17 protein-coding genes, 1 tRNA gene and 2 pseudogenes are annotated in these 17535 nt (G+C 72.0%); 12 read left to right on the top strand and 8 right to left on the bottom strand.

Going from position 1 to position 17535, the window contains the following annotated elements:
• Nucleotide 1 precedes the first annotated feature (1 nt).
• Both Sfulv_RS04805 and Sfulv_RS04800 read left to right on the top strand, forming a co-directional pair.
• Nucleotides 2-727 carry a molybdopterin-dependent oxidoreductase gene (locus Sfulv_RS04805; protein WP_173311814.1) on the top strand — a complete coding sequence of 242 codons (726 nt, stop codon included), beginning with the start codon at nt 2-4 and terminating at the stop codon, nt 725-727.
• Nucleotides 669-1337 (top strand): cytochrome b/b6 domain-containing protein, encoded by a 669-nt coding sequence (locus tag Sfulv_RS04800; protein WP_173311812.1) that lies wholly within the window; start codon nt 669-671, stop codon nt 1335-1337. The genes Sfulv_RS04805 and Sfulv_RS04800 overlap by 59 nt, the downstream gene beginning before the upstream one ends.
• Here Sfulv_RS04800 and Sfulv_RS04795 read toward each other — a convergent pair whose 3' ends face one another.
• Nucleotides 1338-2735 (bottom strand): GntT/GntP/DsdX family permease, encoded by a 1398-nt coding sequence (locus Sfulv_RS04795; RefSeq protein WP_173311809.1) that lies wholly within the window; start codon nt 2733-2735, stop codon nt 1338-1340.
• 11 nt (nt 2736-2746) lie between these two features.
• Nucleotides 2747-3256, bottom strand: coding sequence for a gluconokinase (locus Sfulv_RS04790; protein ID WP_173311806.1), 510 nt, complete (start codon nt 3254-3256; stop codon nt 2747-2749).
• Between the two features lie 130 nt (nt 3257-3386).
• Here Sfulv_RS04790 and Sfulv_RS04785 point away from each other — a divergent pair, with 130 nt between their 5' ends.
• From Sfulv_RS04785 to Sfulv_RS04775, 3 genes are all read left to right on the top strand, one after another.
• The gene (locus tag Sfulv_RS04785; RefSeq protein WP_173311802.1) at nt 3387-4088 is read left to right on the top strand and encodes a FadR/GntR family transcriptional regulator; all 702 of its coding nucleotides are present in this window, start codon (nt 3387-3389) and stop codon (nt 4086-4088) included.
• Nucleotides 4089-4177: 89 nt separating this feature from the next.
• Nucleotides 4178-5263 (top strand): S-(hydroxymethyl)mycothiol dehydrogenase, encoded by a 1086-nt coding sequence (locus tag Sfulv_RS04780; RefSeq protein WP_173311799.1) that lies wholly within the window; start codon nt 4178-4180, stop codon nt 5261-5263.
• Nucleotides 5260-5892 (top strand): MBL fold metallo-hydrolase, encoded by a 633-nt coding sequence (locus Sfulv_RS04775; protein WP_173311796.1) that lies wholly within the window; start codon nt 5260-5262, stop codon nt 5890-5892. Before Sfulv_RS04780 ends, Sfulv_RS04775 begins: the two co-directional genes overlap by 4 nt.
• 17 nt (nt 5893-5909) lie before the next feature.
• Here the strand turns inward: Sfulv_RS04775 and Sfulv_RS04770 are convergent, their stop codons facing one another.
• A complete protein-coding gene (locus tag Sfulv_RS04770; RefSeq protein WP_173311793.1) occupies nt 5910-6848 on the bottom strand; it encodes an RluA family pseudouridine synthase in 939 nt (312 codons plus the stop codon).
• A gap of 175 nt (nt 6849-7023) precedes the next feature.
• Nucleotides 7024-7111, bottom strand: a tRNA-Leu gene (locus Sfulv_RS04765).
• 147 nt (nt 7112-7258) lie between these two features.
• Between Sfulv_RS04765 and Sfulv_RS04760 the strand changes: the two are divergent.
• From Sfulv_RS04760 to Sfulv_RS04750, 3 genes and pseudogenes are all read left to right on the top strand, one after another.
• Nucleotides 7259-8583 (top strand): annotated as a pseudogene (locus Sfulv_RS04760) (M20/M25/M40 family metallo-hydrolase).
• Nucleotides 8584-8737: 154 nt separating this feature from the next.
• Entirely contained in the window at nt 8738-8971 is a 234-nt protein-coding gene (locus Sfulv_RS04755) for a chaplin (protein ID WP_173311790.1), read from the top strand.
• 140 nt (nt 8972-9111) lie between these two features.
• Entirely contained in the window at nt 9112-9933 is an 822-nt protein-coding gene (locus Sfulv_RS04750; protein ID WP_173311787.1) for a chaplin, read from the top strand.
• Nucleotides 9934-10004: 71 nt separating this feature from the next.
• Here Sfulv_RS04750 and Sfulv_RS04745 read toward each other — a convergent pair whose 3' ends face one another.
• A complete protein-coding gene (locus tag Sfulv_RS04745; RefSeq protein ID WP_173311784.1) occupies nt 10005-10193 on the bottom strand; it encodes a DUF5703 family protein in 189 nt (62 codons plus the stop codon).
• 47 nt (nt 10194-10240) lie between these two features.
• On the opposite strand from Sfulv_RS04745, the gene Sfulv_RS04740 reads away from it, so the two are divergent.
• Nucleotides 10241-10900 (top strand): hypothetical protein, encoded by a 660-nt coding sequence (locus Sfulv_RS04740; RefSeq protein ID WP_173311781.1) that lies wholly within the window; start codon nt 10241-10243, stop codon nt 10898-10900.
• A gap of 98 nt (nt 10901-10998) precedes the next feature.
• On the opposite strand, the gene Sfulv_RS04735 is transcribed toward Sfulv_RS04740, so the two are convergent.
• Entirely contained in the window at nt 10999-13263 is a 2265-nt protein-coding gene (locus Sfulv_RS04735; protein ID WP_173311778.1) for a helix-hairpin-helix domain-containing protein, read from the bottom strand.
• Nucleotides 13260-14246: an aldo/keto reductase gene (locus tag Sfulv_RS04730; protein WP_173311775.1), complete on the bottom strand. Its 987-nt coding sequence runs from the start codon at nt 14244-14246 to the stop codon at nt 13260-13262. The genes Sfulv_RS04735 and Sfulv_RS04730 overlap by 4 nt, the downstream gene beginning before the upstream one ends.
• Nucleotides 14247-14386: 140 nt before the next feature.
• Between Sfulv_RS04730 and Sfulv_RS04725 the strand changes: the two are divergent.
• Both Sfulv_RS04725 and Sfulv_RS31410 read left to right on the top strand, forming a co-directional pair.
• A pseudogene (locus tag Sfulv_RS04725) lies at nt 14387-15279 on the top strand (LLM class F420-dependent oxidoreductase); the annotation flags it as partial.
• Between the two features lie 9 nt (nt 15280-15288).
• Entirely contained in the window at nt 15289-15435 is a 147-nt protein-coding gene (locus Sfulv_RS31410; protein ID WP_371874738.1) for a hypothetical protein, read from the top strand.
• A gap of 282 nt (nt 15436-15717) precedes the next feature.
• Here the strand turns inward: Sfulv_RS31410 and corA are convergent, their stop codons facing one another.
• Nucleotides 15718-16710 (bottom strand): magnesium/cobalt transporter CorA, encoded by a 993-nt coding sequence (gene corA, locus Sfulv_RS04720; RefSeq protein ID WP_173311772.1) that lies wholly within the window; start codon nt 16708-16710, stop codon nt 15718-15720.
• Between the two features lie 64 nt (nt 16711-16774).
• Here corA and Sfulv_RS04715 point away from each other — a divergent pair, with 64 nt between their 5' ends.
• Nucleotides 16775-17485, top strand: a complete 711-nt coding sequence (locus tag Sfulv_RS04715) for a histidine phosphatase family protein (RefSeq protein WP_173311769.1) — start codon at nt 16775-16777, stop codon at nt 17483-17485.
• Nucleotides 17486-17535: the final 50 nt, after the last annotated feature.

Raw genomic sequence — 17535 nt, 5'->3', positions numbered from 1 at the left:
CGTGAACAGTCGCCCTCCCGATGCCCAGGGCCCGCCCGTCGGCCGCCGTCTCCTCCTCGCCGTGCTCGGCGCGGGCGCCGCCGCGGTGGCCGCCGCGCCGGCACTCCAGCGCGCCATGGAGACCGGTCTCGGCGCGGTCGCGGACAAGGACCCCACCGGACTGACCGGCCTCCTGCCCAACGGGGGCGGGTTCCGCTACTACTCGGTGGTCTCCTCCGTGCCCCGCAGGAGCGCCGCCGACTACCGCCTCACCGTGGACGGGCTCGTGGACCGGCCCGCCACGTACACCCTGGACTCCCTCAGGGCGCTGCCGCAGACCCGGCTCGTCCGCGACGTCCAGTGCGTGACCGGCTGGCGGGTCCCCGAGACGCCCTTCGAGGGGGTGCGGCTCTCCGCTCTGCTGGACGCGGCCGGGGTACGGCCCGGTGCGAAGGCCGTCCGGTTCACCTGTTTCGACGGCGCGTACAGCGAGAGCCTCACGCTCCGCCAGGCCCGGCGCGACGACGTACTGGTGGCGCTGCGGATGCGGGACCGGCCGCTGGGCCACTCGCACGGCGGGCCGGTCCGGCTGTACGTGGCCCCCATGTACTTCTACAAGTCGGCGAAATGGCTCTCCGGGATCACCGTCACCGACTCCGTGCGCCCCGGATACTGGGAGGAGCTCGGCTATGACGTCGACGCCTGGGTCGGCCGGTCCAACGGCCGCGACGACGCCCCCACCGTCTGAACCCTCCCCACGGGTCCGCCGGTTCACCCCGGCCCAGCGCTGGGTGCACCGCTCCACGGCGTGGCTGACGCTCCTGTGCGTGGCCACCGCCGCCTTCCTGTACGTTCCCCAGCTCGCCGAACTGGTGGGCAGACGGCGCCTGGTGGTCACCGTCCACGAGTGGTCCGGACTGCTGATCCCCGTACCGCTGCTCATCGGCCTCGCGTCCCGGGCACTGCGCGCCGACCTCTCCCGGCTCAACCGCTTCGCGCCGTACGACCGGCAGTGGCTGCGCGCCGCCCTGCGCCGCGACCACCGGGCGGCCTCCCGGCCGGCCGGGAAGTTCAACGCGGGCCAGAAGCTCTACGCGGCCTGGATCGCGGGCGCGCTGCTCGTCATGCTCGCCACCGGGCTGCTGATGTGGTTCACCGGCCTCGCGCCGCTGGTATGGCGTACGAGCGCCACGTTCGTCCACGACTGGCTGGCCCTGGCCGTCGGCGTCGTGCTGGTCTCACACATCGCGAAGGCGCTCGCCGACCCGGAGGCACGCCGTGGCATGCGTACCGGGTCGGTCGAGCGCCGGTGGGCCCGCGACCGGCACCCGCGGTGGCGGGAGCCCGACGAGGAGTGACTACAGCACGAGCGACAGCAGCATGATGAAGCCCAGGGCGACGACGGAGATGATCGTCTCCATCACGGACCAGGTCTTGACCGTCTGCCCGACGTCCATGCCGAAGTACTCCTTCACCAGCCAGAAACCCGCGTCGTTGACATGGCTGAAGAAGAGCGAACCGGCACCGATGGCGAGGACGAGCAGCGCCGCGTGGGACGTCGACATGTCGGCCGCCAGCGGGGCGACCAGTCCGGCCGCCGAGATGGTGGCCACCGTGGCCGAGCCGGTCGCGAGGCGGATGGCGACGGCGATCAGCCAGCCGAGCAGCAGCGCCGGGATCGACCAGTTCTCGGAGAACTCCAGGATCATCTGGCCGACGCCCGCGTCGATCAGGGTGGTCTTGAAGCCACCGCCCGCACCGACGATCAGCAGCACACCGGCGATAGGCGCGAGGGACTTCTCGACGGTGGTGGAGAGCCGGCCCTTGGTGAATCCGGCGGCCCGGCCGAGCGTGAACATGCCGACCGTCACGGCGGCGAGCAGCGCGATGAGCGGCGAGCCGATCACGTCGGTGACCCGCTGGACGTGGTTCTCCGGGTCGTCCACGACGATGTCGACGAACGCCTTGACCAGCATCAGCACGACGGGCAGCAGCACGGTCGCCAGCGTCGCACCGAAGCCGGGTCGCCGGTCCAGATCCTCGGACGGCCGCTGCGGGATCATGTTCTCCGGCGCCTGGATGTCGACCCAGCGGGCCGCGTACCGGGAGAAGACAGGACCCGCGATGATCACCGTGGGGACGGCCACCAGCACACCGAGGGCGAGCGTGACACCCAGGTCGGCGTCCAGGGCGTCGATCGCGACCAGCGGACCGGGGTGCGGCGGGATCAGCCCGTGCATCACGGAGAGTCCGGCGAGCGCGGGGATACCGATGCGCATCAGGGAGTAGTTGCCGCGCTTGGCGACCAGCAGCACCACCGGGATCAGCAGCACGATGCCGACCTCGAAGAACAGCGGCAGACCGATGATCGAGGCGATCAGCACCATCGCCCACGGCATGGCACGCCCGCTCGCCCTCGCGAGGATGGTGTCGACGATCTGGTCCGCGCCGCCGGAGTCGGCGAGCAGCTTGCCCAGGATCGCGCCGAGCGCGATGAGGACACCCACACTGGCCACGGTCGAGCCGAGGCCGGCGGAGAAGCTGGTGATCGTCTTGTCCAGCGGGGCCCCGGCGAAGGCGCCGAGCGCCAGCGAGCCGATGGTCAGTGCCAGGAAGGCGTGGACCTTGAACTTGGTGATGAGCAGAACGATGACGGCGATGCCCGCCAGGACTGCGATGCCCAGCTGAGCGTTGCCCGCCGAAGTGATGGGTTCGACGGCGTCCGCTGCCAGCATCTCGACGCTGAGACCGGTCACGGTGGTGATCCTTAACTTTCGAGCCGGCGCACTGCGGCGACGGCTCGCGCGGAGATTTCTTCGGGGGTGCCGGACACGTCGACAGCGACGCCCGCCTCGTCCTCCTGCAACGGCTGGAGGGTGGCGAACTGCGAGTCGAGCAGGGCCGGAGGCATGAAGTGGCCCTTGCGTTCCGCCATCCGGCGCTCGATGAGCTCCCGGTCACCGGTCAGGTGCAGGAAGACGACCCCGGGGGCCCCGGCCCGCAGGCGGTCCCGGTAGGAGCGCTTGAGCGCCGAGCTGCTGACGACCCCGCCGAGACCGGCCCGGCTGTGCGCCCACCGGCCGATCGCGTCGAGCCAGGGCAGGCGGTCCGCGTCGTCCAGCGGGGTACCGGCCGACATCTTGGCGATGTTCGCCGGGGGATGGAAGTCGTCGCCCTCGGCGTACGGGACGCCGAGTCCGGCGGCGACCAGAGGACCGATCGTGGTCTTGCCGGTCCCTGCTACGCCCATCACCACGACGACGTGGGAGGTGCTCATTGGTGCCTCGCTGTCTTCGTCGACATCGGTCCGTCGCGCTACTGAAACCTATTACGTACGACTTATTCAAGAGGCTGTGACATAAACGTCGTACTTTTCTGGCCCGGGGCGGGCCCGTAGTCTTAGCGTCATGAGCACACAGGGCCAGGGGCTGCATACGCACGTGCTCGACGCCCTGGGCCTGGAGATCGCCGCGGGCGACTTCCCGCCGGGCAGCGTCCTGCGTACGGACGAGCTGGCCCAGCGCTTCGAGGTCTCCCGCACGGTCGTACGCGAAGTGGTCCGCGTCCTGGAATCCATGCACCTCGTCGAGTCACGGCGCCGGGTCGGCGTGACCGTACGCCCCACCGAGGCGTGGAACGTCTACGACCCGCAGGTCATCCGGTGGCGGCTGGCGGGCTCCGACCGCCCGCGCCAGCTGCGTTCCCTCACGGTGCTGCGCTCGGCGATCGAACCGGTCGCCGCCGGCCTGGCCGCCACGCACGCCACCCCCGAACAGTGCGCCGCCCTCACGGAGTGCGCCCTCGGCATGGTCGCCACCTCGCGCGGCCAGCAGCTCGAGGGCTATCTGCGCCACGACATCGCCTTCCACCGGATCGTGCTCAACGCCTCGGGCAACGAGATGTTCGCGCGGCTCGGCGACGTGGTGGCCGAGGTCCTGGCGGGCCGCACCCACCACCAGGTCATGTTCGACGACCCCGACCCGGCCGCCGTCACCCTGCACGTCCGCGTCGCCGAAGCGGTCCGCGAGGGCGACGCGCAGGGGGCGGAACGCCTCACGAAGGAGATCGCGGTGGGCGCCCTGCACGAACTGGACGTACTGGTCCCGTAGGGCCGACAGGACCGGCAGTCCCCGTCGCCCTGGGCGTACGGTGGTCCGTGATCGATCTTCACGCCAGTCGGATACAGGGAGACCACGGTATGGCGCAACAGGTGCAAGGGGTCATCGCACCGGGAAAGAACGAGCCGGTACGGGTCGAGACCATCGTGATCCCGGACCCCGGCCCCGGTGAGGCCGTCGTGAAGATCCAGGCGTGCGGTGTCTGCCACACCGACCTGCACTACAAGCAGGGCGGCATCAGCGACGACTTCCCCTTCCTGCTGGGCCACGAGGCCGCCGGGACCGTCGAGTCCGTCGGCGACGGCGTCACGGACGTCGAGCCGGGCGACTTCGTCGTCCTCAACTGGCGGGCCGTGTGCGGCCGGTGCCGTGCCTGTCTGCGCGGCCGCCCCTGGTACTGCTTCGACACCCACAACGCCACGCGGAGGATGACCCTGCTCGACGGCACCGAGCTGTCGCCCGCGCTGGGCATCGGCGCGTTCGCCGAGAAGACCCTGGTCGCCGCCGGCCAGTGCACCAAGGTCGACCCCGAGGTCTCCCCGGCCGTCGCGGGACTCCTCGGCTGCGGCGTCATGGCGGGCATCGGCGCCGCCGTCAACACCGGCCAGGTCGGCCGCGGCGACTCGGTCGCCGTGATCGGCTGCGGCGGCGTCGGCGACGCGGCCGTCGTGGGCGCGCGGCTCGCGGGCGCGGCGAAGATCATCGCGGTCGACATCGACGACCGGAAGCTGGAGACGGCGAAGACGATGGGCGCCACACACACCGTCAACTCCCGTTCCACCGACCCGGTCGAGGCGATCCGCGCGCTGACCGGAGGCAACGGCGCTGACGTCGTCATCGAGGCGGTCGGCCACCCCGAGACGTACAAGCAGGCGTTCTACGCCCGCGACCTCGCGGGCACCGTCGTCCTCGTCGGCGTCCCCACCCCCGAGATGCGGCTCGAACTCCCGCTCATCGACGTGTTCGGCCGCGGCGGTTCGCTCAAGTCCTCCTGGTACGGGGACTGTCTGCCCTCGCGCGACTTCCCGATGCTCATCGACCTGCACCAGCAGGGCCGGATCGACCTCGGCGCGTTCGTCACCGAGACGATCGGCCTCGGCGACATCGAGCAGGCGTTCGCCCGGATGCACGAAGGTGACGTACTCCGCTCGGTGGTGGTCCTGTGACGACCGCGCGCATCGACCACCTGGTGACCTCGGGCACCTTCGCCCTCGACGGCGGGGAGTGGGACGTCGACAACAACGTCTGGATCGTCGGCGACGACACCGAGGCCGTCGTCATCGACGCGGCCCACGACGCGGCGGCCATCGAGGCCGCGCTCGGCGGCCGTACCCTGCGGGCGATCATCTGCACCCACGCCCACAACGACCACATCGACGCCGCCCCGGCCCTCGCCGCCGCCACCGGCGCACCGGTCCTGCTGCACCCCGACGACCTGCCGCTGTGGCAGCGGACCCACCCCGACCGCGCACCCGACGGCGAACTCACCGACGGCCAGGAGCTGGAGATCGCGGGCATCCGCCTCCAGGTCCTGCACACCCCCGGACACGCGCCGGGCGCGGTCTGCCTGTACGCCCCCGAGCTGGGCACCGTCTTCACCGGAGACACCCTCTTCCAGGGCGGGCCCGGCGCCACCGGCCGCTCGTTCTCCGACTTCCCGACGATCGTCGCCTCGATCCGGGACCGGCTGCTCGCCCTCCCGGCACAGACCACCGTCCGTACCGGACACGGCGACGCCACCACCATCGGCGCGGAGGCCCCGCACCTCCAGGAGTGGATCACCCGCGGCCACTGAGCCCCGGCGGCCCGCCCTTACCGGTCCGGCCACGCGGAAAGCCGCAGCGCGCTCTCGAAGCGGTGCGGCCTGCCCGTGACCGGATCGGTGAACTCCAGCACCCGGGCCAGCAGTTGCAGGGGACGGCTGTAGTCATCGGCGCGGCTCTCCTCCTCCACCACCGGGTAGACCGGGTCGTGGACGAGCGGCAGCCCCAAGGCGTTCATATGGACCCGCAGCTGATGGGTGCGCCCGGTCGCGGGCAGCAGCCGGTAGCGCCCGAACCCCTCCCGGTGCTCCAGCAGCTCGATCCGGCTCTCGCTGTTGGGCTCACCGGGCTCCTCGCGGGCGGCGATCACCCCCCGCTCCTTCACGATCCGGCTGCGCACGGTGCGCGGGAGGGCGAGACGCGGATCGTACGGCGCCACCGCCTCGTACTCCTTGCGTACGAGCCGGTCCCGGAACAGCGTCTGGTACGCGCCGCGCTCCTCGGGCCGTACGACGAACAGCACGAGCCCCGCGGTCAGCCGGTCCAGCCGGTGCGCGGGCTGCAGGCGCTCGATCCCCAGTTCACGGCGGAGCCGCGCGACCGCGGTCTCGGTGATGTGCCGGCCGCGCGGGGTGGTGGCGAGGAAGTGCGGCTTGTCGGCGACGACGAGGTGCGCGTCCCGGTACACGACCCCCACCGGGAACGGCACCGGCTCCTCCGGACCGAAGTCCCGGTGGAACCAGAGGAACCTGCCGCCCGTGTACGGCTCCTCGGGCCGCACCGCCGCGCCGTCGCCGCCGACGAACCGCTCCTCGGCGAACATCGCGTCCACGCGCTCCGCGCCGATCGCGGCCCCGAACCGCTCCACCAGATGATCCCGGACCGTGCCCCGCCCGGCCCCGGGATCGTCGGGGAGCCGGATGCGCACCGGGTCGATGCCGTCCCGCTGCGGCAGCGGGGCCGCCGGCGGCTTCCCCCGCCCCCTCACAGCCCGGCGCCCGGACGTTCGCGGTACGGTCTGCGGCCGGCGGTGGCGGTCACTGGTCTGTCCTTCTCGTGGGCGGCGCGTGGCTGCTACGGCTACCATCCCCGAGCCCGTGGAACGACGAAGCACCGGTCGGCCCGAAGGCCCGACCGGTGCTTCGTCCACTGGACTGGTGAACTGGTGTCCGAGGGGGGACTTGAACCCCCACGCCCGATAAAGGGCACTAGCACCTCAAGCTAGCGCGTCTGCCATTCCGCCACCCGGACAAGGTGTCTGTCTCGCGGGCCAGGCCCGCTCCGACGTGGAAAACCATAGCAAACATTCGAGGGTGCTCGATCACGGGCGCCCTTGGGCGCACGGCGCGGGCGCGGGAGGATGAGGGGGAGCACCACAGGACAGTGGAAGGAAGCAGCGTGAGCGAGACCAACACGGCGCGGACCGTCTCCGGCGAGGACGAGGTCGTGGACCTCTGCCGTGACCTGATCCGGATCGACACCAGCAACTACGGCGACCACTCGGGACCGGGGGAGCGGCTCGCCGCCGAGTACGTCGCGGAGAAGCTCGCCGAGGTCGGGCTCGAACCGCAGATCTTCGAATCCCACAAGGGCCGCGCCTCCACCGTGGCCCGGATCGAGGGCGAGGACCGCTCCCGGCCAGCGCTGCTGATCCACGGGCACACCGACGTGGTTCCGGTCAACGCGGCCGACTGGACGCACGACCCGTTCTCCGGCGAGATCGCGGACGGCTGCGTGTGGGGCCGCGGAGCGGTCGACATGAAGGACATGGACGCCATGACCCTCGCGGTCATCCGTGACCGCATGCGCAGTGGCCGCAAGCCGCCGCGCGACATCGTGCTCGCCTTCCTCGCGGACGAGGAGGCGGGCGGCACCTACGGGGCCCGGTACCTGGTCGACAAGCACCCCGGACTCTTCGAGGGTGTCACCGAGGCCATCAGCGAGGTCGGCGGGTTCTCCTTCACGGTCAACGAGAACCTGCGGCTCTACCTCGTGGAGACGGCCCAGAAGGGCATGCACTGGATGAAGCTGACCGTGGACGGCACCGCCGGGCACGGTTCGATGATCCACAAGGACAACGCGATCACGGAGCTCAGCGAGGCCGTCGGGCGGCTCGGGCGCCACACCTTCCCCGTACGGGTCACCAAGACCCTGCGGCACTTCCTGGACGAGCTCTCGGACGCCCTGGGCACCGAGCTCGACCCGGAGAACATGGACGAGACGCTCGCCAAGCTGGGCGGCATCTCCAAGCTCATCGGCGCCTCGCTCCAGAACACCGCCAACCCGACACAGCTCGGTGCGGGCTACAAGGTCAACGTCATCCCTGGGCAGGCGACCGCCCATGTGGACGGACGGTTCCTGCCGGGGTACGAGGAGGAGTTCCTGGCCGACCTGGACCGCATCCTCGGCCCCACGTGAGGCGCGAGGACGTGCACGCGGACAAGGCGCTGGAGACCACCTTCGACGGCGCACTGGTCGACGCCATGCAGACGGCGCTGGTGGCCGAGGACCCGATCGCGCGCGCCGTGCCGTACATGCTCTCGGCCGGCACCGACGCGAAGTCCTTCGACGATCTCGGCATCCGCGGCTTCGGGTTCGCGCCGCTGAAGCTGCCGCCCGAGCTCGACTTCGCGGGCATGTTCCACGGCGTGGACGAGCGGGTGCCGGTCGACGGGCTGAAGTTCGGCGTGCGTGTGCTCGACCGCTTCATCGACCACTCCTGAAGGCGGCCCGGCGGGTACGGACCGGATATTCGCCCGGGTGTGCGTACTGACCAGAACGAGTGAAAGCGGGCAGGCACTCGTAGCCCCACCACCCACTCCTCGTTACAAGTGATGCGGTCCGCGGCTGGGACCGCATTGCCAACTAGGAGGAATCATGATCAAGAAGGTTACCGCCATCGCGGTCGCTACCGGTGGTCTCGTGCTCGCTGGTGCGGGTATGGCCACCGCTGACGCCGGCGCCCAGGGCGTTGCCGCCAACAGCCCCGGTGTTCTCTCGGGCAACGTCACCCAGGTCCCCGTCCACATCCCGGTGAACCTGTGCGGGAACACCATCAACGTGATCGGGCTGCTGAACCCGGCCTTCGGTAACACCTGCGTCAACAGCTGACGTTGATCGTCAACCCGTCAAGGGTTTGAGCTCGGTCGGCCCCGGAGTGCGCGCCATGCACTCCGGGGCCGCTGGGCATTCGGCCCTCGCACGGTCGCGTCCGGGGGTACTTCGGAAGGCAGAAGGCAGGAAACGAACCTATGCGACAGGTCACACGTAAGGGCCTGATCACCATGGCAGCGGCGGGCGGAGTGCTCGCGCTGAGTGGCGGTTACGCGCACGCCGACGCCGGAGCGACCGGCTCCGCGTCGAACTCCCCGGGAGTGCTGTCAGGGAATTCCATCGAGATCCCGATCGACGTACCGGTCAATGTGTGCGGCAACTCCGTGAGCGTCGTCGGACTGCTCAACCCGGTGACCGGGAACGACTGCGAGAACGGGCCGGCGTACAAACGGCACGACGGCAAGGGACAGCACGCCGGTCCTCAGGACAGCGCCCCGGGCGGCGACAGCTCCGGCGGCCGCCCCGTGGACGGGGCCACCGCCACGGGGGGCCGCGAGAGCGCTTCCCACACCCCGGGGACCGGTCGCCACCGCGCCCCCACCGCCAGGGCCGAAGGCACGGCCGTCAACTCCCCGGGCATCGGCTCCGGCAACCACATCGCGGTCCCGATCGACATCACCGTGAACGCCTGCGGCAACAGCGTCACCATCGGTGGGCTGCTCAACCCGGTCTTCGGCAACAGCTGCGGCAACGACGCGGAGGTGACTCCGCCGGCCGGGCAGCCGGAGACGCCCGCCACCCCGGGCGAGCCGGTCGACCCCGGGGACCCGGGCGACCCGGCCCACCCGCCGGTCCACGGGCCCTCCGAACCGAACGCTCCGCAGACCCAGCTCCTCCCGGACGAGCAGCTCGCCCAGACCGGCGCCGGAGGGCTCGGCGTGCTGATCCCGGCGAGCGCGGGTCTGCTGCTCGCGGGGGCGGGCACGGTGCTCTACCGCCGCTCCCGCAGCGCCGCGTAAGGGCGGCGGCGGCACAGGCGTACGCGTGTGCCGGAGAGCGGGCCGTGCCATCGCGCGCGGCCCGCTCCGCTTCACCAGGTGGCCCGTAGCTGGCGGATGATCCGCCGCCGCAACCGCACCCGGCGGCTGCCGTCCAGGCGCAGGCTGAGGCGGTCCAACTCCCAGTGCCCGTACTCGGCGTGGTCGGTGAGGAGTCGGGTCGCTTCCTTGCGGGACACCCCGCGTGGCACGTACACGTCGACAAATTCGTATTCCGGCATCGCATCTATTGTGCGGGCAGAGCCCGTGTACGGATAGCGTCTGCACTATGTCTGATGCTGCGCAGCCCACCGCTGCCGAGGTACGTGCCGCCGCCGAAGCGGTCAAAGCCGCGCTCGACCGTCACCTCGACGCGGTCGAACGCCGTACCGGGGACGACGATCCCGCCGTCTACGAAGCGTTCAACGCACTGGCCGCTGCGGCCGAGGTCTACGACGAACTGCTCTACGACCGTCATGACGAGGTCACCCCTTTCGAGATCCCGGGTGCGGACGACTCCCTGCCGCCGTACGCCGGCCCGGAGGAGCCCCACGCGCTGAGCGTGCTGATCCGGCGGGACTACGCCGTGGTGGAGCCGCCCAGGCTGCTCGCCCAGGCGCAGCGGCTCGCCGACCTCGACCCCGACGAGCGCGGCAGCGAGGTCGCCGCGGTCGTCGGTACCAGCGTGCACGCCGCGCTCGGGGTGATCTTCGGGGAGTACGAGGCGGACGAGATCGCCTCGCGGCACAAGGAGTTCGGCCTCGAGGAGGGTGACTCCACGCTCTGGGTCGCCGCCGCCGACGAGCTTCCGGAGCCGGGGGAGTGGCTGGGCGCCCCCTTCGACCAGGCCGACCCCCAGCTGGTCGTCTGCCGGTTCGACGTCAGTTCCGTCTTCGACGGGGAGGAACTGGACGAGGACCTGGAGGACGCGACGGCCGACAGCCCGTGACCGCGGCCCCGACGCGGTGGTGAAGCCGGTGGCCCCGGTGCGACGCACCGGGGCCACCGGCTGTCCGGGCCGGAGCCGGGCTCCGCCGCCCGTACCGGCTAGGACGCGGCGTCCGGGGTCGGCAGCGCCTCCAGGAGAGGCCGCAGCCGGGTCGTGCGCTCCTGGGCGGGGATCTCGGCGACCGCGCGCGGGAGGGCCTCGTCCACGCCGTGGACGACGGACAGATGGCGCTCCCCGCGGCTGAAGGCCGTGTACACCCACGGCCTGCTCAGCCCCTGCGCGGCGTCACCGGGCAGGACGACGACCACGGCGGGCCAGCGCATACCGGCCGCCTGGTGGGCACTGAGCGCCCAGCTGTGCCGCACGGACGACTCGACGCGGTCCTGGGGTACGACGACGGGGACCCCCGCACACTCCAGGTGGAGCCCATCGGCGTCGGCCGAGACGACCGAGCCGGGCACCGCGCGGCCCGGTGCGGGGACGTGGACGACGCGGTCGCCCGGATCGAACCCGCCGAAGCGGCCGGGGCCCGGGTTGAGCCGCTGCTTGAGCGCCGTGTTCAGGGCTCTGGTACCCGCCGAGCCGCCGTGGCCCACGGTGATCACCTGGGTGTCGTCCGAGGGCACCCCGATGGCCCGGGGGACGGAGTCGGCGACCAGCTGCACGGTCCGGTGGACCGCCTCGCCCGCGTCGCGCACGGGGACGATCACCACTTCCCTGCCGGGCGCCTCGACCTGGGTCAGCTCCCCGATGCCGATCCCGGAGACCAGCTCGCCGATCGGGCCGGGGTCGGGGGTACGGGACACCACCTGCGGGCAGGCCCGGGAGGCCAGCACATCGGCGAACACCCGCCCCGCACCGGCGGAACCCAGCACTCCGGGATCACCGCTCAGCACCAGCCGGGTGCCGTCGGCGAGGGATTCCACCAGGATCGCGGCGGTCTCCACGTCGAGCTGCGGGGCGTCGAGCACCACGAGGAGATCGAGCGCGAGCGCGCCCTCCCCGTCCCGGCCGGGGCCCTCCGTCCCGGAGAGCAGCCCCGCGAGGGTGACAGCCGCCGTGGGATCGCCCACCGCCGTGGCGAGCCGGTGCCGGCCGTCCACGCTGTGGGTGGCACCGAAGGCCCGCAGTCCCAGTCCGTTCGCCGCCGCGATCAGCGCGGCGGGCTCGGCGCGCGCCGCCTCGCCGCCGGAGTGGGCGACCAGGCCGCCGGTGGCGACCGTACGGATGAGTTCGGCGGCGGAGGGGGACGGGGCCGCCGACGCGGCCGGCGACCAGTCGGTGCCCTTCTCGCAGGCGTTCAGCAGCCGTGCCAGGCCGTCGGCGAGGCTCTCCTCGGCCAGCGCGTACCGGTCGAGTCCCAGCAGCACCGGGACCGGCTGCTCCTCCTCCCCGGTCCCGTCCGCGACGGCGGTGGCGTCGTCTCCGATCCGCTCGCCCGCTCCGTCCTGCTCATCCTGATCCTGCTGGTCGGGGCCGGTGGACGCGGTGGGGTCCAGACCCTCCTGGAAGACGAGGACGACACCCTCGGCGACGGCGTGCTCCACGGCCGCGTCCGGGTCGGTCACCGCGCGTTCCGCCAGGGCCGCGCGTACCACCGAGGCGTCCAGCGCGGTGTGGCCCTGGAGCGCCGCCCGTTCCAGCAGCCAGCAGACGAGGGCCGCGGTACGGCGCTCGTCGTCCGGTCCGCAGCCGGCGCCCAGCAGGGCGCGGGCGAATCCGTCGGCCTGCTCGGGGCGCACCCCTGGGACGGCCAGCAGCTGCCACGGGTCGGCGCGCAGGCCGTCCGCCGCCTGTTCGCCGAGGGTCTGGGCCGCCGGGCGGGCCAGGGACTCGGGCGCTCCGCCTTCGGCCAGCACGGCCTGCGCCGCCGCCACGGCTTCGGGTGACACGCCCTGGGCGGGGCGTGCGGCGTCGGTCGTCCGGGGCCGCGCGGGGGCGGGCGGCTGGACGGTGCGCCGGGGGGCCGGAGGCGCGGCGGGGGAGTCGTAGAAGGCGGCACCGGTCTTCTCGCCGCTCTCGACGGCCCGGACGGCGGCCAGCAGGTCCGCCGCGGTGCCGCTCAGCTTCGTACCGGCCGGGATGGGCCCTTCCTTCTCGGCCTTGCGCCTCTCGATGCGTTCGAGCAGTTCGCGCTGGGCGGCGAGCTCGGCCTCGGCCTCGGAGAGAGCGGGGGTGACCGCCTCATCTGCCCCCCCGGTTCCGGCGGCGGCCTCACCGGAGGTCCCGGTCTCCTCACCGGTGTCATCCGTGGAGACGTCGGCGGTGACCTCGTCGGCGGGGGTGCCGGTGGCGGCGAGGCCGCCGTCCTCGGTGTCTTCGGCCGAGGGGCCTGGGGTTTCCCCCCGGGGAAGCGCAGTCACAACGTGCTCCAGTCCTGGTCGGGATAGCGGTGCACGGGCGCCGACACGTCGTCGAGCGCCTGGCAGATCTCGTCAGGAAGACTAAGCGCCTCCACTGACAATGCCTCCGTGAGCTGCTGCGCGTTGCGCGCGCCGATGATCGGGGCCACCACCCCCGGGCGGTCCCGCACCCAGGCGAGCGCCACCTGGAGGGCGGTCGTGGAGAGGCCCTCGGCAGCCGTGGCCACCGCGTCCACGATGCGGCCCGCCGCGTCGTCGAGGTACGGCTCGACGAACGGGGCGAGGTGCTCCGAAGCGGCCCGCGAGCCGGACGGTGTGCTGCCCAGGCGGTACTTGCCCGTCAGCACGCCACGTCCCAGCGGGGAGGAGGGCAGCAGCCCGAGCCCCAGGTCGAGCGCCGCGGGCAGCACCTCCCGTTCGACACCCCGCTGCAACAGCGAGTACTCCATCTGTGTGCTCGCCAGCCGGCTGCGCACGCCGGGTGCCGCGAGCTGCCAGGTGGCCGCCTTGGCCAGCTGCCAGCCGCAGAAGTTCGACACCCCCGCGTAGCGGACGCGTCCGGAGGACACGGCGATGTCGACGGCCTGAAGCGTCTCCTCGAGAGGGGTCACCGGGTCGAAGGCGTGCAGCTGCCACAGGTCGACGTAGTCCGTGCCGAGTCGGTCCAGCGAGGCGTCGAGCGCGGCGAGCAGATGGCCGCGCGATCCGTCGAAGCGGCGGTACGGATCGGGCACACTGCCCGCCTTCGTCGCGATGACCAGATCCCGCCGCGGCACCAGGCTGTCGACGAACCGCCCGAGCAGGTACTCGGCCTCCCCGCCGCCGTACACATCGGCCGTGTCGACCAGCGTGCCGCCCTCGTCCCAGAAGACCTTGAGCTGGTCGGCGGCGTCGTGCTCGTCGGTGTCCCGGCCCCAGGTGAGGGTGCCGAGCCCGATCCGGGACACGCGAAGGCCGGTACGGCCGAGATGCCTCTGCTCCATGGGCGCTGAGATTACTGGCCATCACCTCCCGGAGTGGCAGCCTGTGGACGACGTGACGGGAGCCGTGCCCTGCCGGATCGCGACTCCGCGCGCTAGAGTCCGGACGACAGGGACGTTACTGATCAGTATGGGAGCGGTTCATGCGGCTCGGCATCAATCTCGGTTACTGGGGAGCGGGCATGGACGGCGACAACCTCGCCGTCGCCCAGGAGGCCGACCGGCTCGGCTACGACGTCTGCTGGGCGGCGGAGGCGTACGGCTCCGACGCCCCCACCGTGCTCGCCTGGGTCGCCGCCAGGACCGAGTCCATCGACGTCGGGTCGGCGATCATGCAGATCCCGGCCAGGCAGCCCGCGATGACCGCGATGACCGCGGCCACCCTCGACTCGCTCTCCGGCGGCCGGTTCCGGCTCGGCCTCGGGGTTTCGGGCCCGCAGGTCTCCGAGGGCTGGTACGGAGTCAAGTTCGACAAGCCGCTGGCCCGCACCCGCGAGTACGTCGAGATCGTCCGCAGGGCCATGTCACGCGAGCGCCTCTCGTACGAGGGGGAGCACTGGACGCTCCCGCTCCCCGACGGTCCGGGCAAGCCCATCAAGCTCACCGTGCACCCGGAGCGCGAGCACATCCCGCTCTACATCGCCGCCATCGGTCCCAGGAACCTGGAGCAGACCGGCGAGATCGCGGACGGCGCCCTGCTGATCTTCCCGTCCGCCGACCACCTGGAGGACACGGCCGTGAAGTACCTGCGGGCGGGGCGCGAGAAGGCCGGGAAGACCATGGAGGGCTTCGACGTCTGCCCGACGCTCCCGCTCGCGGTCGGCGACGACGTCCCGGGCCTCGCCGACATGTTCCGCCCGTACACCGCTCTCTACGTCGGGGGATGGGCAGCCGCAAGCAGAACTTCTACAACCAGCTCGCCCGGCGCATGGGCTACGAGAAGGAAGCCGCCGAGATCCAGGACAAGTACCTCTCGGGCGACAAGAGCGGCGCCGCCGCCGCCGTACCGCACCAGCTCATCGACCAGACCACCCTGCTCGGCCCGGTGGAGCGCATCGCCGAGCGGATGCAGGCGTACGCGGCCGCGGGCGTCACCACGCTGACCCTCGCACCCGCGGGCTTCACCCTCGACGAGCGGATCGCCGCCCTGCGCGCCGGTACGGACGCCCTGGAGCGCTCCGGCCTCGCCTGAGGCTTCGGAGGGGCGCCGCGCTCCCGGACGGTGCCGGGCAGCACAACGGCCGTGGTGGGGGCTCGGGGGTCTTCCCCGCCACGGCCGTACCCGGAACAACGCGCCGGGGACGCCCCGGTTACGCGCCGGACGTCTCCCGTCCGCACGGTGGCCCCGTGCCGCCCGGCCGGACCACGGCGCCCGTGCGCGCCGGTCACGGCCGCCTGATCCGGCGCGCCCGCCCCGGGAACCGCCTCCACCGGGACGCGCCCGCCGGTCGCGCCCGGCGGGACGACAGACAGGTCAGAGCCAGCCGCGCCGCTTGAACAGCCGGTACAGACCGACCACCGCGCAGCCCATCAGCGCGATCACGGCCGGATAGGTCCACGGCCAGTGCAGCTCCGGCATGTGGTCGAAGTTCATGCCGTAGACGCCCGCCACCATGGTCGGGACGGCCGCCATGGCGGCCCACGCCGAGATCTTCCGCATGTCGTCGTTCTGGCGCACCCCCATCTGCGCCAGATGAGCCGACAGGATGTCCGACAGCAGCCGGTCCAGCCCCTCCACCTGCTCGTTGACGCGCGTCAGGTGGTCGCTCACGTCCCGGAAGAAGGGCTGCGCCTGCTCGTGGACGAACGGCACCCCCGCGCTCGCGAGACGCGTCATCGGGGAGGACAGCGGACCGGTCGCCCGGCGGAATTCGAGCACCTGGCGCTTGAACGTGTAGATGCGCGCGGCGGAGTTCGTGGAGTCTCCCGCGCCGCTCGGTGCGAAGACCTGCGTCTCCAGTTCCTCCAGGTCGACCTGGAGCTCGGCGGCCACGTCGATGTAGTGGTCCACGATCGCGTCGCTGACCGCGTACAGCACCGCTGTGGGGCCCTGCTTGAGCACCTCCGGCTCGGCCTCGAGCCGGAGGCGTACAGCAGCGAGCGGTGCGCTCTCGCCGTGCCTGACGGTCACGACGAACGAGTCGCCGATGAAGACCATCAGCTCGTCCGCGCTCACCGTGTCGCTCTCCGGCTCGTACACGACCGGCTTGATGACGACGAACAGCGAGTCGTCGTACACCTCCAGCTTCGGGCGCTGGTGGGCGCGCAGCGCGTCCTCCACCGCCAGCGGGTGCAGCCCGAACTCACTGGTGACGCGGGAGAACTCCTGCTCAGTCGGCTCGTGCAGCCCGATCCAGAGGAACGCGTCGCCCGCGTCGGCGGCCCGCGCCCCTTCCAGGGCGTCGGAGAGATCGGCGGGACCTTCGGTGCGGCGCCCGTCCCGGTAAATGGCACTGTCGACAATCACCCGCGCATTGTTCCCTGCCGCCGTGGACTCACGCACCTTCGCCCTGCCCTTTACGCTGGCACCTATGCCCACGCTGATCCTCGTACGCCACGGCCGTTCCACCGCCAACACCGCGGGAGTGCTCGCCGGCCGCACCCCCGGTATCTCCCTGGACGAACGCGGCTGTGAGCAGGCGGCAGCCCTGCCGGGGCGGCTGGCCGCGCTCACGCTCGTCACCGCCGTGAGCAGCCCGCTCGAGCGCTGCCGCGAGACGCTGCGGCCGCTGCTCGAAGCCCGCCCCGGCCTCCCCCTCCACACCGAGGACCGGATCAGCGAGTGCGACTACGGGGACTGGTCGGGACGCAAACTCGCGGAGCTGAGCGACGAGCCGCTGATGTCCGTGGTCCAGCAGCACCCCTCGGCCGCCGCGTTCCCCGGCGGGGAGTCCATGCGGGCGATGCAGGCCAGGGCGGTGGACGCCGTACGGGACTGGAACGCTCGCGTGGAGGCCGAGCACGGCGCCGACGCGACGTACGTGATGTGCTCGCACGGCGACATCATCAAGTCCCTCGTCGCGGACGCGCTCGGTATGCACCTCGACCTCTTCCAGCGGCTCCACGCCGACCCGTGCTCGGTCACGGCGATCCGCTACACCCGGCTGCGGCCCTTCCTCCTCCGGCTGGGCGACACCGGGGACTTCGCCTCCCTCGCCCCGCGCGAACAGGCCATCGGCGCGGACGCCGCGGGAGGGGACGCGACGGATGCGGCGGTCGGGGGCGGCGCTGGGGCACCGTGATCGCTCCGCGCAGTAGGGTGGACGCGCCGTAGGGGCCGTTCCGGGGGCAT

Source organism: Streptomyces fulvorobeus (assembly GCF_013167895.1).
Taxonomy (GTDB): domain Bacteria; phylum Actinomycetota; class Actinomycetes; order Streptomycetales; family Streptomycetaceae; genus Streptomyces; species Streptomyces fulvorobeus.
The sequence above is the reverse complement of the archived record's forward strand: the minus strand, read 5'-3'. Positions and strand labels throughout refer to the sequence as shown.

Excerpts from the sequence above, each read along its gene's own strand:
- Sfulv_RS04800 (WP_173311812.1), top strand. The coding sequence starts at position 669 with ATGACGTCGACGCCTGGGTCGGCCGGTCCAACGGCCGCGACGACGCCC.
- Sfulv_RS04790 (WP_173311806.1), bottom strand. The coding sequence starts at position 3,256 with ATGAGCACCTCCCACGTCGTCGTGGTGATGGGCGTAGCAGGGACCGGC.
- Sfulv_RS04785 (WP_173311802.1), top strand. The coding sequence starts at position 3,387 with ATGAGCACACAGGGCCAGGGGCTGCATACGCACGTGCTCGACGCCCTG.
- Sfulv_RS04780 (WP_173311799.1), top strand. The coding sequence starts at position 4,178 with ATGGCGCAACAGGTGCAAGGGGTCATCGCACCGGGAAAGAACGAGCCG.
- Sfulv_RS04755 (WP_173311790.1), top strand. The coding sequence starts at position 8,738 with ATGATCAAGAAGGTTACCGCCATCGCGGTCGCTACCGGTGGTCTCGTG.
- Sfulv_RS04750 (WP_173311787.1), top strand. The coding sequence starts at position 9,112 with ATGCGACAGGTCACACGTAAGGGCCTGATCACCATGGCAGCGGCGGGC.
- Sfulv_RS04745 (WP_173311784.1), bottom strand. The coding sequence starts at position 10,193 with ATGCCGGAATACGAATTTGTCGACGTGTACGTGCCACGCGGGGTGTCC.
- Sfulv_RS04740 (WP_173311781.1), top strand. The coding sequence starts at position 10,241 with ATGTCTGATGCTGCGCAGCCCACCGCTGCCGAGGTACGTGCCGCCGCC.
- Sfulv_RS04730 (WP_173311775.1), bottom strand. The coding sequence starts at position 14,246 with ATGGAGCAGAGGCATCTCGGCCGTACCGGCCTTCGCGTGTCCCGGATC.
- Sfulv_RS04715 (WP_173311769.1), top strand. The coding sequence starts at position 16,775 with ATGCCCACGCTGATCCTCGTACGCCACGGCCGTTCCACCGCCAACACC.